13 protein-coding genes are annotated in these 15,801 nt (G+C 68.9%); 9 read left to right on the forward strand and 4 right to left on the reverse strand.

What is annotated here, in order from left to right; translation table 11 throughout:
* Positions 1-57: 57 nt before the first annotated feature.
* Complete coding sequence (locus tag KF941_RS03495; RefSeq protein ID WP_036751050.1) at positions 58-1,650, forward strand: lysine--tRNA ligase; 1,593 nt, start codon at positions 58-60, stop codon at positions 1,648-1,650.
* 140 nt (positions 1,651-1,790) lie between these two features.
* A complete protein-coding gene (locus KF941_RS03500; protein WP_214272556.1) occupies positions 1,791-4,085 on the forward strand; it encodes a glycosyl hydrolase family 28-related protein in 2,295 nt (764 codons plus the stop codon).
* A 34-nt stretch (positions 4,086-4,119) separates the two neighbouring features.
* Here KF941_RS03500 and KF941_RS03505 read toward each other — a convergent pair whose 3' ends face one another.
* A complete protein-coding gene (locus KF941_RS03505; RefSeq protein ID WP_214272557.1) occupies positions 4,120-4,605 on the reverse strand; it encodes a pyridoxamine 5'-phosphate oxidase family protein in 486 nt (161 codons plus the stop codon).
* Between the two features lie 106 nt (positions 4,606-4,711).
* Here KF941_RS03505 and cobU point away from each other — a divergent pair, with 106 nt between their 5' ends.
* The 5 genes from cobU to KF941_RS03530 all read left to right on the forward strand — a co-directional run bounded on the left by cobU (position 4,712) and on the right by KF941_RS03530 (position 9,587).
* The gene (gene cobU, locus KF941_RS03510) at positions 4,712-5,245 is read left to right on the forward strand and encodes a bifunctional adenosylcobinamide kinase/adenosylcobinamide-phosphate guanylyltransferase (protein ID WP_214272558.1); all 534 of its coding nucleotides are present in this window, start codon (positions 4,712-4,714) and stop codon (positions 5,243-5,245) included.
* Positions 5,242-6,198 (forward strand): nicotinate-nucleotide--dimethylbenzimidazole phosphoribosyltransferase, encoded by a 957-nt coding sequence (gene cobT, locus KF941_RS03515; protein WP_214272559.1) that lies wholly within the window; start codon positions 5,242-5,244, stop codon positions 6,196-6,198. The genes cobU and cobT overlap by 4 nt, the downstream gene beginning before the upstream one ends.
* Complete coding sequence (gene cobS, locus KF941_RS03520; protein ID WP_214272560.1) at positions 6,191-6,958, forward strand: adenosylcobinamide-GDP ribazoletransferase; 768 nt, start codon at positions 6,191-6,193, stop codon at positions 6,956-6,958. Before cobT ends, cobS begins: the two co-directional genes overlap by 8 nt.
* 134 nt (positions 6,959-7,092) lie before the next feature.
* Positions 7,093-7,716, forward strand: coding sequence for a TRAP transporter small permease subunit (locus tag KF941_RS03525; protein ID WP_036751038.1), 624 nt, complete (start codon positions 7,093-7,095; stop codon positions 7,714-7,716).
* Positions 7,713-9,587: a TRAP transporter large permease subunit gene (locus KF941_RS03530; protein WP_214272561.1), complete on the forward strand. Its 1,875-nt coding sequence runs from the start codon at positions 7,713-7,715 to the stop codon at positions 9,585-9,587. The genes KF941_RS03525 and KF941_RS03530 overlap by 4 nt, the downstream gene beginning before the upstream one ends.
* Before the next feature lie 102 nt (positions 9,588-9,689).
* Here KF941_RS03530 and KF941_RS03535 read toward each other — a convergent pair whose 3' ends face one another.
* The gene (locus KF941_RS03535; RefSeq protein WP_114534724.1) at positions 9,690-10,814 is read right to left on the reverse strand and encodes a TRAP transporter substrate-binding protein; all 1,125 of its coding nucleotides are present in this window, start codon (positions 10,812-10,814) and stop codon (positions 9,690-9,692) included.
* Positions 10,815-11,061: 247 nt separating this feature from the next.
* On the opposite strand from KF941_RS03535, the gene nrdR reads away from it, so the two are divergent.
* Together nrdR and ribD are read left to right on the forward strand one after the other, a co-directional pair.
* Entirely contained in the window at positions 11,062-11,526 is a 465-nt protein-coding gene (gene nrdR / locus KF941_RS03540) for a transcriptional regulator NrdR (protein ID WP_036751029.1), read from the forward strand.
* A 14-nt stretch (positions 11,527-11,540) separates the two neighbouring features.
* Positions 11,541-12,533, forward strand: coding sequence for a bifunctional diaminohydroxyphosphoribosylaminopyrimidine deaminase/5-amino-6-(5-phosphoribosylamino)uracil reductase RibD (gene ribD / locus KF941_RS03545; protein WP_214273637.1), 993 nt, complete (start codon positions 11,541-11,543; stop codon positions 12,531-12,533).
* A 15-nt stretch (positions 12,534-12,548) separates the two neighbouring features.
* On the opposite strand, the gene KF941_RS03550 is transcribed toward ribD, so the two are convergent.
* Together KF941_RS03550 and KF941_RS03555 are read right to left on the reverse strand one after the other, a co-directional pair.
* Positions 12,549-14,540: a capsular polysaccharide biosynthesis protein gene (locus KF941_RS03550; RefSeq protein ID WP_214272562.1), complete on the reverse strand. Its 1,992-nt coding sequence runs from the start codon at positions 14,538-14,540 to the stop codon at positions 12,549-12,551.
* A 4-nt stretch (positions 14,541-14,544) separates the two neighbouring features.
* Positions 14,545-15,723, reverse strand: coding sequence for a polysaccharide biosynthesis/export family protein (locus KF941_RS03555; protein ID WP_240540206.1), 1,179 nt, complete (start codon positions 15,721-15,723; stop codon positions 14,545-14,547).
* Positions 15,724-15,801 lie beyond the last annotated feature (78 nt).

Genomic DNA, 15,801 nt, shown 5'->3' on the forward strand with positions numbered 1-15,801 from the left:
TTGACCATCCGGCGCCGTTTCAATACGGGGAAGTCTCGACCCAATGGAGACCCGAAAATGACCGCCCTGCGTGACGCCGCGATGAAATCCAAGGCCTGGCCCTTCGAGGAGGCCCGCCGCGTGCTGAAACGCTACGAGAAGAAGGATCCCGAAAAGGGCTATGTCCTGTTCGAGACCGGCTACGGCCCCTCGGGCCTGCCGCATATCGGCACCTTCGGCGAGGTGGCGCGCACGACCATGATCCGCCGCGCCTTCGAGATCATCTCGGACATCCCGACGCGGCTGTTCTGCTTTTCGGACGACATGGACGGCATGCGCAAGGTGCCCGACAACGTGCCCCAGCAAGAGATGCTGCGCCGGCACCTGCAAGAGCCCCTGACCACGGTGCCCGATCCCTTCGGCGAATACGACAGCTTCGGCGGGCACAACAACGCCATGCTGCGCCGGTTCCTGGACACCTTCGGCTTCGAATACGAATTCATCAGCGCGACCGAGTTCTACAAGTCCGGCCAGTTCGACGCGACGCTGCTGCTGGCCGCGGAACGCTATGACGCCATCATGGAGGTCATGCTGGCATCCTTGCGCGAAGAGCGCCAGCAGACCTATTCCTGCTTCCTGCCGATCAGTCCCAAGTCGGGCAAGGTGCTTTACGTGCCGATCAAGCATGTCGACGCCAAGGCCGGCACCGTCACCTTCGACGACGAGGACGGCGAGGAACTGACGCTGCCCGTCACCGGCGGCCATGTGAAGCTGCAATGGAAGCCGGATTTCGGCGCCCGCTGGGCGGCGCTGGACGTGGATTTCGAGATGTATGGCAAGGATCACTCCACCAACACCCCGATCTATGACGGCATCTGCAAGATCCTGGGCGGGCGGCCGCCCGAGCATTTCACCTATGAGCTGTTTTTGGACCAGCACGGGCAGAAGATCAGCAAGTCCAAGGGCAACGGGCTGTCGATCGACGAATGGCTGACCTATGCCGCGACCGAGAGCCTGTCCTATTTCATGTTCCAGAAGCCCAAGACGGCGAAGCGGATGTATTTCGACGTCATCCCCAAGGCGGTGGACGAATACCACCAGCAGCTGCGCGCCTATCCCGACCAGACGGTCGAGCAGCAGCTGGCCAACCCGGTCTGGCACATCCATGGCGGCGCGGTTCCGGCCTCGGACATGGTGGTGCCGTTCCAGATGCTGTTGAACCTCGCTTCGGTGGCCGGCGCCAAGGACAAGGAGGGGCTCTGGGGCTTCATCCGCCGCTATGCGCCCGAGGCCAGCCCCGAGACCCATCCGACGCTGGACCAGGCCGCCGCCTTCGCGGTGCGCTATTTCAACGATTTCGTGGCGCCGACCCGCAGCTTCCGCGCCCCCACGGAAATCGAGCGCCGGGCGCTGGAGGATCTGGCCGGGCGGCTGGCGGCATGGAGCCAGCCCGCCGATGCCGAGGCCCTGCAGACCATGGTCTTTGCCATCGGCCGCGAACACGGGTTCGAGCCGATGAAGGACTGGTTCCAGGCGCTCTACCAGGTGTTGCTGGGCGCCGACCAGGGGCCGCGCTTCGGCGGCTTCATCGCGCTTTACGGCGTGGCCGAAACCCGCGCCCTGATCGAGCGGGCGCTGGCCGGCGAGCTGGTTTCCGAACCAACCGCCTGAACCAGAACGGGAATTCCCTGTTGCGCGCGGCCTCGTTGCCGCGCGCGCATGGTTAACGACCCGTTAACGCGAGATTGCCAGATTCCTACCGGACCGCGCGGGCAACCGCCTCGCACGTTCTGGATTAGGGGAGAATTGGCATGACCATTGCGATTATCGGCAACCAGTCGTTGATGCCGCGCGCCTTCCGGCTGGGCCTGGATCAGTGGTCCCGGACGGATGGCAGGGCGGGATCGCCGACCTGGGCGGGGGTGGCGAATGCGGCCATCGTGCCGGCGGACGAGGATTTCGGCAGCTGCCTGGAAATCCTCAAGCAAGATGCGGTGACGCAGATCCGCTACATGCAGCGCACGCCGATCAATCCCGGCAGCTATCTGCGCATCGCGGCCAGGGTCAAGGCCATCGCGGGCAACCTGCCGCAGGTGCGCATCGCCGCCTTCGCCGGCAATGCCGCGGGCAACAACGTGGCGGGCGTGCCGCAGACCGGCCCTGCGGTCACGCTGCCGGGCTATGGGCAGGTGGTCGAGGTCTCGGCCATCGTCGGCACCGGCCGGCGCGAGGGCGTGGACATGGCCTGGGGACGCAGCGCCGCCTTTGGCCATTTCGGGTTGGACCTGACCGGGGACAACAACGGCTCGATCCGCATCGAGAGCATCGTGATCGAGGACGTGACCGCCGCCTTCGTGCCGGGGATGCTGGACTGGGTCGATGTGCGCGATTTCGGCGCCATGGGCGACGGGACCACCGACGACCGCGGCGCCTTCCTCGCCGCCGACCAGGCCGCGGCCGGGCGGCAGGTGCTGGTGCCCGAGGGCAGCTATCGCATCGGCTCGGACCTGAGCCTGTCCTCGCCGGTCCGTTTCGTCGGCACGCTGGCCATGCCGCGCACGGCGCGGCTGTCGCTGACGCGCAGCTTCGACTTTCCGACCTATGCCGCGGCCTTCGGCGACGAGACCGAGGGGATGAAGCGGGCGCTGCAGGCGCTGCTGGGCTTTACCGACCATGCGGTGCTGGACCTTTGCGGCCGCAACGTGCATCTGGCCGAGCCGATCAGCATTTCGGACGCGGTGCCGGGCATGACCAGCTTTGCCAACCGCCGCGTCATCGCCAATGGCCAGGTCAGCATCGTGCCCGGCCCGGCCTGGGATACGCGGGCGGCGACATCGGCCGCGACCTACGACCCGGCGCAGCCCCAGGTGCTTTCGGCCGTCGCCAACATCGCCAATATCGAGGTCGGCGCCCGCGTCATCGGCAACGGCGTCGGCCGCGAGGTCTATGTCCTGGCCCGGAACGTCGCCGCCGGGACGCTGACGCTGTCGCAGCCGCTTTACGGCGGGGCGGGCACGCGCAACTATACCTTCAGCCGCTATCGCTATGCCTTCGATTTCTCGGGGATGGAGCATCTGAGCCGCTTCAACTTCGACGACATCGAATTCCTGCTGGAGGGCAATGCCAGCGGCGTCATGCTGGCCAAGACCGGCAACATGAACTGTTTCCGCGACTGCTACTTCACCCGGCCCAGGGATCGCGGCATCACCTCGATCGGCTCGTCCTGCCAGGGGATGCTGGTGGACCGCTGCGAATTCCTGTCCAACGAGATGGGCGACCTGGCGCAGAACCGCACCACCGTCGCGCTGAACGTCAACAACAACGACGCCAAGATCCGCCACAGCCGCTTCATCCGCTTCGCGCATTTCGCGGTGATGAACGGCGGCGGCCACATGATCGAGGGCAATCACTGGTTCCAGGGCGACAATGCCCAGAACGGCGTGCGCTTCGGCGGGCTGGTGCTGACCCAGACCAACCTGCAGGCGACCGTGACCGGGAACTATATCGACAATTGCTCGATCGAATGGACGAACGAGCATGACCCCTATCCGAATTTCGACGGCGAGGAATATTCCTTTGGCGGGCTGACCGTCACCGGCAACACCTTCCTGGCCTCGAACACGACGCTGGGGTTCAACTGGCTGGTGGTCAAGCCCTATGGCAGCGGCCATTTCATCCACGGGCTGGCGGTGATGGGCAATGTGTTCAAGTCGCTGTTCAACAAGATCGCCCGGATCGAGAAGGTGGACACCACATTCGCCGACATGAACTATCAGCGCATGCGCAACATCCAGTTCCAGGGCAACATGTTCAACGGCGTGAACAGCTATGTCGCCAACCCGGTCGACGTGGCGCATAACCAGGCCAGCGCCTCGAACCGCTGGCTGGTGACGGTGGACCAGGCGCTGCCCTTCAACGGCTGGGTGCGCAACGTCCAGTCCATCATCGCCACCAGCCAGATCACCAATGCCGCCAATGCCCGCGTGTCCGAGATGCCCTGGGTGCAGACCGCGCTGGGAACCACGCGGCAACAGGTTGCGCTGAACTGGGGCGCGGCGGTGCGCGGCTCGGTCAGCCTGCGGCTGCGCATGGACAACCCCGACTGACGCCCCCCTTATGCCGGCCTTTGCCCTCGGCGGATCATTCCGCCGGGGGTTTCAGCATGTCCGGCGGCAGCAGCCGGAACGCTTGGCCGAAGCCCGCGTTCAGCAAGGCCGAGACCGGCTCGATGCGCCAGAAGCGGAAATCCGGCAGGTCCAGATAGACCTTGGCCTTGGGATCGCGTGCCAGCCAGCGGGCGCGGCGTCCCTCGTCCGGCGCGACGGGCGCGGCACGGCCAAGGATCGACAGGCGGGCATGGGTCATGGCGTCGCCCCTGGCGGTCTCGGCCGCAATCAGCAGCCCGGCGCGCGGATCGGCCGCCAGCGCCCGCGTATGCGCAGCAAGCCCCGAAAGCAGCGCAAGCGGCGCGCCATCCGCATCGGTCTGCAGCGCGATGCGCGTGACCAGCGGCACCCCCGTATCGGGGTCGAGCGTGCCCAGGCTGGCATGGCGCGCGCCCTCCAGCAATTGCCGGGCAAGGGCGCGGGCCTCGTCGGTGGTTTCGCGAATCGGGTCGATCTTCATGGCCGCATGCTGCGCCGGCCGCGGCCCGGCAGGCAACCGGAACCTGTAAGACAGCCGCGGCGTTTTCCGGCTTTCGCAGCGCCCGGCCTTGTGAAACAACAGCTTCATGAGCAAGCACCCGCGCATCACCCTGGTCACTGGCGGCGCCCGCTCGGGCAAGTCCGCCCTGGCCGAATCCATCGCCGCCGGCCATGAGGGCGGGCGCATCTATATCGCCACGGCCGAGGCCTGGGACGACGAGATGGCGCAGCGCATCGGCTTGCACCGCGACCGGCGCGGCAACGACGGCTGGCGCTCGATCGAAGAGCCGCGCAACCTGGCCGGCGCGCTGGCGCGCACCGACGGGCAGGGGGTGCGGCTGGTCGATTGCCTGACGCTGTGGCTGTCCAACGTCATGGCCGAGGGCCAGCCCGGCCCGCATGTCCGCGCGCTTTGCCGGGCGCTGGATGCACAGAAAAGCCCGGTGGTCGTGGTGACGAACGAGCTGGGATTGGGCATCGTGCCCGAAAACGCGCTTGCCCGCCGCTTTCGGGACGAGCATGGCTGGATGAACCAGGCCGTGGCCGGGATCGCCGACGAGGTCTGGATGGCCGTCAGCGGCCTGCCGCTGCGCCTCAAACCGCAAAGAGGGACATCGTGAAAGAGTTCGATCAATCCGCCGCCGCCGCCGCCCGCGACCGCCAGGACCAGCTGACCAAGCCCGCCGGCTCTCTGGGCCGGCTCGAGGAACTGGCGGTGTTCATGGCCGGCTGGCAGGGGCGCGAGCGCCCGCGGATCGAGCGCGCGCAGGCGCTGGTCTTTGCCGGCAATCACGGCGTCACCCAGCAGGGCGTGAACCCCTTCCCGGTCGAAGTCACCGCCCAGATGGTCGAGAATTTCCGCCAGGGCGGCGCGGCGATCAACCAGCTTTGCCGGCTCTCCGGCGCTGAATTGCAGGTGATCGCGCTGGACCTGGACCGGCCGACCGGCGATTTCACCCAAGGTATGGCGATGGAGGTCGACGACCTGGTCGCCGCCATCCAGACCGGCAAGAACGCCGTGGACGCGCAGGCCGACGTGATCCTGCTGGGTGAGATGGGGATCGGCAATTCCACCGTCGCGGCGGCGCTGGCGGCGGCGACCTTCGGCGGCACGGCCGAGGATTGGGTCGGCCCCGGCACCGGCGCCGACGACGAGGTGCTGGCCCGCAAGATCGCCGCCGTCGAGGCCGGGCTCAAGCGGCACAAGGGCGCGGCGACGGCGGCCTCGATCCTGGGCTCCTATGGCGGGCGCGAGCAGGCGGCGATCTGCGGCGCGGTGATCCGCGCGCGCGAGCTGGGCATCCCGGTGATCCTGGACGGGTTCATCTGCTCGGCGGCGGCGGGCGTGTTGCTGGTCAACGACCGCAACGCGCTGGACCATTGCCTGATCGGCCATGAAAGCGCCGAGCCGGGCCACCGCCGGCTGGTCGCGGTGATGCAGAAGAAGCCGGTGGTGACGCTGGACATGCGGCTGGGCGAGGGCTCGGGCGCGGCGGTGGCGCTGATGATCCTGCGCGCGGCGCTGGAATGCCACAACGGCATGGCCACCTTTGCCGAGGCCGGGATTGGCTAGGCTTCTGGCGCAGGCGGCGCTGGCGCTGGTCTGGCTGACCCGGCTGCCCGTGGGGCGGCTTCTGCCCGCCTCGCCGCCGACGCTGGCGCAGGCGGCCTGGGCCTTTCCGCTGGTGGGGCTTGCCGTGGGGTTCATCGGTGCCGCCGTGCTGGGGCTGGCGGCCCTTGCCGGGCTGCCGGGGATGGTCGCGGCGCTTCTGGCGGTCGGCGCCATGATCCTTGCCACCGGCGCGCTGCACGAGGACGGGCTGGCCGATTGCGCCGATGGCAGCGGCGGCGCGACCCGTGAGCGCCGGCTGGAGATCATGCGCGATTCCCGCATCGGCAGCTATGGCGTGCTGGCGCTGGTCCTGGTCACGGGACTGCGCGTGGCGGCGATTGCGGCGCTGGTCGCCCAGCCCTGGCTGGCCGCGGCGGCCGTGGCCGGGCTGGCGGCGGCCTCGCGCGCGGGGATGGCGCTGGGGCTGGGGCTGATGCCGCCTGCGCGCCACGACGGGCTGGGCCATGCGGCGGGGCGGCCGACGCGCGGCGCGATGCTCGCCGCCCTGGCGCTGGGGTTTGCCGCGCTGATGCTGCCGGCGCTTGGCCTGCCGCATCCGGCGGCGGGCTGGCTGGTGCTGGCCGCGGCGGTGGCGGCGGCGCAGCTTTGGCTGGCGCGCCGGGCCCTGCGGGCGCTTGGCGGGCAGACCGGCGACGTGCTGGGCGCCATGCAACAGGCGGGCGAGACGGCCGGGCTGGTGGCGCTGGCCGCCCTTGCCTAAGCGCCGTTACGTCGCATCGCCTTTTTCTTGACGGGTTTTTGCACTTCACTCATACCAAACGGCTACATGAAAGGTGGGGATTATCCGCCGCCGCCACGGCAAGGGGCGGCCATTGTTTTGGGGAGGTTTTTCATATGGGTGCCCTGCTGGGGCTTTCTCGCGGCATCGACCGCGTCAATTCGGTCATCGGCCGCGGCGCAAGCTGGCTGATCCTGGTCGCCGTGCTGGTCAGCGCTGGGAATGCGGTCATCCGCAAGGTGCTGAACACCTCGTCCAATGCCTGGCTGGAGTTGCAATGGTATCTCTATGGCGCCGCCTTCCTGGGCGCCGCGGCCTATACGCTGAAGGAGAACGAGCATATCCGCATCGACATCATCTATGGCATGTGGCGCCGCCGCCGCCAGCACTGGATCGACCTGATCGGGCATGTGTTCTTCCTGATGCCCTTCGTCACGCTGATGATCTGGTATCTCTACCCCTGGGCGATGCGCTCCTACTACCGCGGCGAGGTCTCGACCAATGCCGGCGGGCTGGTGCTGTGGCCGGCCAAGATGCTGCTGCTGGCCGGCTTCGTCATGCTGTTCTTCCAGGGCATTTCCGAGATCATCAAGAAGATCGCCGTCATGCGCGGCATCATCGAGGATCCCAACCCCTTCGTCTCGGCCCATGAGGCCGCCGCCATGGAGGGCGAGATCATGGTGCGCGAGATGACGGCCGCGATCGAGGATGAGACGAAGGACGGGGAGTCCCGCAAATGATGATCTTCATCGCGCAGAACATGGCGCCGATCATGTTCGCCTCGCTGGTGATCTTCCTGCTCTTCGGTTATCCGGTGGCTTTCGCGCTGGCGGCGAACGGGCTTTTGTTCTTCGTCATCGGCGTCGAACTGGCACCGCTGTCGGGTGGCAACATCAACCTCAGCTGGCCCCTGCTGAACGCCATGCCCGAGCGGTTATGGGGGGTGATGTCGAACGAGACATTGCTGGCCATCCCCTTCTTCACCTTCATGGGCATCGTGCTGGAGAAATCCGGCATGGCCGAGGACCTGCTGGACACGGTCGGCCAGCTTTTCGGTCCGATCCGCGGCGGCCTGGCCTATGCGGTGATCATCGTCGGCGCGCTGCTGGCGGCGACGACCGGCGTGGTCGCGGCCTCGGTCATCGCCATGGGGCTGATCTCGCTGCCGATCATGCTGCGCTATGGCTATGACCGGCGCATCGCCTCGGGCACCATCGCGGCCTCGGGGACGCTGGCGCAGATCATCCCGCCCTCGCTGGTGCTGATCGTGCTGGCCGACCAGCTCGGCCGTTCGGTGGGCGACATGTACAAGGGCGCGCTGATCCCCGGCCTGGTGCTGACCGGGATCTACATGCTCTATATCTTCGTCATGTCGTTCATCCGGCCGAACAGCCTGCCGGCCCTGCCGAAAGAGGCGCGGACGCTGGGCTCGGGCGTCACCTCGCTGCTGGTGGCGCTGGCGCTGACCGTGGGCATGGCCTGGCTGGCCTTCCGCTGGCTCTACCCGACCCATGGCAAGGATGCCGACATCCTCGCCCCCTCGCTGGCGGTGATCGTGATCTATGTGCTGGCGCTGCTGGACCGGGCGTTGAAGATCAACCTGATGTCGCGGCTGGCGCAGCAGGTCGTCATCGTGCTGATCCCGCCGCTGGCGCTGATCTTCCTGGTGCTGGGCACGATCTTCCTGGGCATCGCCACCCCCACCGAGGGCGGCGCCATGGGTGCGGTCGGCGCGCTGCTGCTGGCCGGGGTCAAGGGGCGGCTCAGCTATGACGTGATCCGCCAGGCGCTTCTGGCGACGACGCGGCTGTCGGCCTTCGTCATGTTCATCCTGATCGGGGCGCGGGTCTTCTCGCTGACCTTCTACGGCGTGAACGGGCATATCTGGGTCGAGCATCTGCTGACCTCGCTGCCCGGCGGCGAATACGGCTTCCTGATCGCGGTGTCGGTGCTGGTCTTTTTGCTGGCCTTCTTCCTCGACTTCTTCGAGCTGGCGTTCATCATCGTGCCGCTGCTGGCGCCGGCGGCGCAGGCGATGGGCATCGACCTGATCTGGTTCGGCGTGCTGCTGGGGGTGAACATGCAGACCAGCTTCATGCACCCGCCCTTCGGCTTCTCGCTGTTCTTCCTGCGCTCGGTGGCGCCGAAATCGCCCTATCGCGACAAGGTGACGGGGCAGATGATGCAGCCGGTGACCACCGGGCAGATCTATTGGGGCGCGGTGCCCTATGTCTGCATCCAGCTGGTCATGGTCGCCATCGTCATGACCTTCCCCGGACTGGTCATGCACTACAAGGGCGCGCCGGTCGATACCTCGAACGTCAGGATCGAGATCCCCTCGGGCGGCGGGCTGGGCGGCCTTGGCGGCCTCGGCGGGCTGGGCGATCCCTTCGGCCAGCCGGCCGCGCCCGGAACCGCTGCGCCGGGCGGCATTCCCGCGCCGGGCGGCCTGGGCGGGGCGCCGAACTTCGGCACCCCCGCTGCGCCGGCCGCGCCGGCGGATGGGGCGACCGCCCCGGCCCCGGCCCCCGCCGCGCCGCAGGACGGGCTGGGGGCGCTGTCAGGCCCGCCGCCGGGCCTGACCGCCCCGCAACAGCCGGCGGGGAACTGATCGGGCTGGGCGGGTTTCCCGCCCGCCTTCGCCCCCCGCGCCCCGCAACGAAAAGGGCCGCCGCGATCGCTCGCGGCGGCCCGATTGCAGGCTTGCGACGGATCAGAGCGTGCCGTTGCGCTGCTGGATCATCATGAAGGTATCATAGGTATATTCGGCGGTCTGGTTGTAGAGATACCAGTCGCCCCGCGCCCCCTTGATCGATTCCCAGATCTTCTTGAACGGCGCGTTCGAGGCTTCCAGTTCGGCATAGACCTCGTTCGCGGCCTTGTAGCAGGCGTCCAGGATCTCGGCGCTGAACGGGCGCAACTGCGCCCCCGAGGCCACCAGCTCCTTCAGAGCCGTGGGGTTCAGGTGGTCGTATTTCTGCAGCATGTCGGCATCGACCGCCCGGCACGCGGTGTGCAGAAGCGACTTGTAGTTCTCGGGCAGCGCCTCGTATTTGTCCTTGGCAAAGAAGAAATGCACGGTCGGGCCGCCTTCCCACCAGCCGGGATAGTAATAATAGGGCGCGACCTTGAAGAAGCCCAGCTTCAGGTCGTCATAGGGGCCGACCCATTCCGAGGCGTCGATGGTGCCCTTTTCCAGCGCCGGATAGATGTCGCCGCCGGCGATCTGCTGCGGCACCGCGCCCAGCCGCTCCAGCACCTTGCCGGCAAAGCCGCCGACACGGATCTTCAGGCCCTGCAGATCGGCCACGGCGTTGATTTCCTTGCGGAACCAGCCGCCCATCTGCACGCCGGTATTGCCGCCCGGCAGGCCGAAGATGTTATGGGTGGCCAGGAATTCGTTGTAAAGATCGATGCCGCCGCCGTGGTATTGCCAGGCGTTCATGGCCCGCGCCGACAGCGCGAAGGGCACGGCCGAACCCAGCGCGAAGGTCGGATCCTTGCCCCAGCTGTAATAGCCGACCGTATGGCAGGCCTCGACGGTGCCGTCGGTGACGGCGTCCTGGGCCTGCAGGCCGGGCACGATCTCGCCGCCGGCAAAGACCTGGATCTGGAACTTGCCGCCGGTGGCCTCGGACAGGTATTTCGACAGAACCTCGGCGCCGCCATAGATGGTGTCCAGCGATTTCGGGAAGGCCGAGGTCAGCCGCCATTTCACCTCGGGCATCTCTTGCGCGATGGCGGGCGCGGCAAGCGCAGCCCCGGCCGCTGCGGTCGCGCCGCCAACCGTGGCGCGGGTCAGAAAGGCGCGCCGGCCGAACTGGTTGGTTGTCTTCATGGGTTCCTCCGCGTTGATCGGCCTGTTCCTGGGCGGCCGATGACGGGGCGAATGTTGCATGCGACCGGACGGCCTGTCGAGACGCCAGTGCCGGATTTCCGCCGCATCCCCGCCCGCTTGCGCAATTGCCGCAGCGTCAGTCCGCCCAGCCCGCGCATCGCCGATCTTGTAGGGCGCTCAACGCACTACCCAAGCGGTTTGGGCTTGCCTATACTGGCAGGGGTCCGGGGCTTTGGGGGAACAAGGGATGCGCTGTCCTTTCTGTGGAAATGTCGATACGCAGGTCAAGGATTCGCGTCCGGCCGAAGACAACGTGGCGATCCGCCGACGCCGCTTCTGCCCGGCCTGCGGCGGCCGCTTCACCACCTATGAGCGGGTGCAGCTGCGCGACCTGGTCGTGGTCAAGTCCAGCGGAAGGCGCGAGGATTTCGACCGCGCCAAGCTGGAGCGCTCGATCCGCATCGCCATGCAGAAGCGCCCGATCGACCCCGAGCGCATCGACCAGATGATCTCGGGCATCGTGCGCCGGCTGGAAAGCATGGGCGACACCGACATCCCCTCGAAGGTCATCGGCGAGATCGTGATGGAGACGCTGGCCCGGATCGACACCGTTTCCTATGTCCGCTTCGCCAGCGTCTACAAGAACTTCCAGGCGGCGGACGATTTCGACAAGTTCGTGTCCGAGCTGCGCCCGCAGACGGTCGAGGAGTGACCGACCGCCGCCACATGCGCCACGCGCTGGCGCTGGCGCGGCGCGGCCTGGGCAATGTCTGGCCCAATCCGGCGGTGGGCTGCGTCCTGCTGCGCGACGGCGCGGTGGTCGGGCGCGGCTGGACCCAGCCCGGCGGCCGCCCCCATGCCGAGGTCATGGCGCTGGCCCAGGCCGGCGCGGCGGCGCGCGGCGCCACCGCCTATGTCACGCTGGAGCCCTGCGCCCATCACGGCAAGACCCCGCCCTGCGCCGAGGCGCTGGTCCGCACCGGCATCGCCCGCGTCGTCACCGCCATGACCGATCCCGACCCGCGCGTGGCCGGCCGCGGCCATGCCATCCTGCGCGCGGCCGGCATCGAGGTAATCGAAGGCATCTGCGAGGCCGAGGCCCGCGCGGTGCAGCGCGGTTTCCTCAGCCGCATCCAGCGTGGCCGGCCGATGCTGACGCTGAAGCTGGGCGCCAGCTTCGACGGCCGCATCGCCACCGCCTCGGGCGAAAGCCAGTGGATCACCGGGGCCGAGGCCCGCCGCCATGTCCATGCCCTGCGTCTGGGCCATGACGCGGTGATGGTCGGCGGCGAGACGGCGCGCGCCGACCGGCCGGGGCTGAACGTGCGCGGCTTCGGCCCGGTGCGGCAGCCGGTGCGGATCGTGGTCTCGTCGCGCCCCTTGCCCGACCTGCCGGATGAGGGGCCGGAGCATGGCCCGCTGTGGCAGCTCGCCGGCCGCCCCGAGGATGTCATGGCCGAACTGGGCGTCCGTGGCCTGACCCGTGTCCTTTGCGAAGGCGGCGGGGTGCTGGCGGCCAGCCTTTTGCGCGCGGGGCTGGTGGACCAGCTGATCGGCTATAGCGCCGGGGTGGTGCTGGGCGGCGACGGCCGCGCCGGGATCGGCGCGCTGGGGCTGGGGCGCCTGGCCGATGCGCCGCGCTTCCGGCTGGCCGAGACGCGCCGGATCGGCCCCGACGTCCTGCATCGCTGGCTGCGCGATGATGCGGTGGAGCGTTAATCAATCGGTCGCGGCCTAGCGCCGCCAGAGCCAGGCGTGGCCCGCCAGCAGGCCCTGCGCCTTGGACAGCAGCCGTAGCGCCGGGCCGCCCGCGCCGAATCCCGGATCGCGCAGCCGTTCGACGGCGAGCTCGGGCGGGCAGGGCAGGTGGCTCACCGGGTCGAAATAGCGTGGATAGGCGATCAGCGCGGCATGGACCAGCAGCGCCAGGTCCGCCCGCACCTGCCGCCGCGCCGGCACCGGCCCCAGGTCGCGCGTCAGCCCCCAGCCGGCATAGAAGGGCGCGCCCAGCGTGGTGACGGGCAGGCCGCGCAACAGCGCCTCGAACCCCAGGGTCGAGGTCATGGTCCAGACCGCGTCCACCCGGCCCATCAGCGCATCGGCGGCCGCGTTGCGGGCGACCACATCGGCCAGCCGTTCCAGATCGGCCGGGGCGACCAGGCCGGGGCGCAACCCGGCCTCGACATCGGGATGCGGCTTGTAGACCAGCACAGCATCGGGATTCTCGGCCCGCGTGCGCTCCAGCAGGGCCAGGTTGGTGCGCTCGGCTCCCGCGCCCAGGCGGATCGAGGCATCGTCCTCGACCTGGCCCGGCACCAGGATGCGACGGCCGGGCGGCAGGTCGGGCGGCCCGCCGGACAGGTTGTATTTGGTGATCCCGGCCTCGACCAGCAGCCGGGCCAGGCGCAGGGCGCGGTCCCGCCCGCCGGGGGGCAGGGGTTCGGCCATCAGCCGCTCGAACCGGCTTTCGCGGCCGGGGTCGTAATAGATGCCCAGGTCGTCGGCGACCAGCGACAGGGGCGGGACCAGCGCCGCCCCCAGCCCGCGCGAGCGCAGGAATCCGTCCTCGACCCGCAGCGCGCCGGGCACCTGATCGGCGCGGCCTGCCCAGGCCATGGTCACGCCCGGTCCCGGTTTCGCGACAAAGCGCACCCCCCGGCCGCTGCCGAAGAACCGCGCCATGAACGGGCGTTTCCACAGCCGGATGCCATGCGCGCGATGGCCGGCATTGTCCTGGCGCCAGGCGCGGGCCTCGGCCTCGATCTGTTCCAGCGCGCCCTCGAAATCCGTCAGCCGGTCGCGGCAGGGATCATACCAGACCGGCGCCAGCAGGTGGCTGGCGGCGAAAAGCTGCTCGATGCTGGCCGGGCTGCGGCGCGGGATCGGGTGCTGGTCGTCCGTCAGGCCCCAGCCGGCATAGAAGGGACGGCCGAAGATGCGCGGCCGGTGGCCGGCCAGCATCGCCTCGTATCCCAGCTGCGAGGAACAGGCATAGACCCGCGCCGCGCCCGCAAGCAGCGCCCAGGGCGACACCGCGCCGTCGCAAAAGACCTCGCCGCGGCGCAGGTCGGCAGGGCTGAAATGGCCGGGTCGCAGGCCGCGCGCGGTCTCGGGATGGCTGCGGACCACCAGCGGCAGGCCGGGATTTTCGTCGCGCGCCGCCTCCAGCATGGCCAGGAAATCCGCCCGGCCCGCCCCGCGCAGCGAGGCGTCGCCGCGGGTCTGGTCGATGACCAGCACATAGCCGGCGGCGGGCGGCGCGACCTGGGGCAGATGCGCGTTGTATTTCGACAGGTCGGCCGCGATCAGCCGCGCGATCCCCTGTCGCGCGCGTTGCTGTTGCGCCTGGGTGCCGGGCGCATGCACCATCGTTTCGATCAGCGAGGGCGCCTCGGCGTCGAAATGCAGCCCGACGGGGTCGACCAGCAGGCCGATGGGCCCGCGCCGCGCCACCGCGCCGCGCGCCCGTCCCGGCAGGACCGAGCGCAGGAAGGCGTCCTCGACCCGCACCAGCCGGGCGCCGCGGCGGGCGGCCAGCGCCTTGCCGCGCCAGGCGGTCGGGCTGTCGCCCCAGATGCCGACGTGATCGCCGGGGCCGGGCAGGCCGATGCGGGGCGACCATCCGGCCAGATGCAGGATGCGGCGCAGGCGAGGCCGGGTCAGGAAGCCGCCGCTGCATATGAAAAGCCGCCGGGAATCCCCGGCGGCATCGTCGTTCTGCTCCACGTCCTTACCGGAAGGCGCTGTCTACCGAGCCGACCTCGGTCGCGGTGCCCAGGATCGACTGCAGGGTCTTGCGCCATTGCACGAAGGGCGCCTCGGTCACATAGACGGTGTCGCCGTCGCGGATGACGAAATCGCGCGCCAGGAACATGCCGTCGGGCCTGGTCAGGTCCAGCACATAGGCGACGCGCTGGCTGCCCTGGATGTCGCCGCGGCCCAGCACGGCGCGGGCCACCGCCGGCGGCTCGTCGCGCAGCACGAACACGCCCTTGGGATCGGCCAGCGTGGTGTTGAGCCCGCCGACCATGGCCACCGCCTCGATGGCGTTGATCTGTTCGTTGCCCAAGGGCACCTTGGTCTGGCCGCCCAGCGCGCCGAGCGCGGTGAAGCTGCGCTCGTCCTCTTCGACCAGGATCACGTCGCCGGGGCGCAGCGCGATGTCGTTGCGGGCGTTGGAGTAAAGGTCGCGCAGCCAGACCTTGCCGCTGGAATTGCCGCGTTTCACCGTCACCACCGCGATCTCGGGCTCGATCGAGACGCCGCCGGCCTTGGACAGCATCGAGGACAGCGTCCGCGTCGGCCGCTCGATCGGGAAGACGCCCTGGGCGTTCACCTTGCCCATGACCGAGACGGTGGCGCCGTCGCCGGCGACGCGCGTCACCATGACCTGCGGGTCGGGGGTCTGGCTTTCCAGCTTCTGGGTGATGATGCGGCGCAGCTCGTCCGGGCTGTTGCCGGCGGCGCGGATGCGGCCGGCATAGGGCACGAAGATATAGCCCTGGCTGTCCACCTGAAGCTCGGTCAGCGCGGTCGAGCTTTGCCCCATCGAGGCCAGCAGCCCGTCATCGACGTTTTCCCAGATCTGCAGGCCCAGCACGTCGCCCGGACGCACCTCGTCGGCGCCGACCTGGCCGGCGGCGCGGAAATCCGACGAGAAGCCGTAGGCGGGCGAGAAGCTGGCGGCGCGGTTCACCCGGTCGTCCACATGCACGATATGGGTGCTGCCGCCCTTGTCCACCGAGCCCGAGATGATCTGGCCCTTGGTCGGCCCCGAACGCGGCAGGCCGCAGGCCGACACCAGCAGCAGCGCGCCAAGCACCGCCATCCGCGCCAGGCGCGCGCCGAGAACGCCGGACCGAGGCGCGGCCGGACCACCCACATGGGCTGAAAAACTGACTTCGCTCAAACTGTCACTCCTGTCCACTCGCGCGATTCCCGGATCGCCGCGGTCTTTTGCTGGCACGTTAGCCCAGCGGGCCCGGGT

Source organism: Paracoccus sp. pheM1, assembly GCF_018499825.1.
Classification (GTDB): domain Bacteria; phylum Pseudomonadota; class Alphaproteobacteria; order Rhodobacterales; family Rhodobacteraceae; genus Paracoccus; species Paracoccus versutus.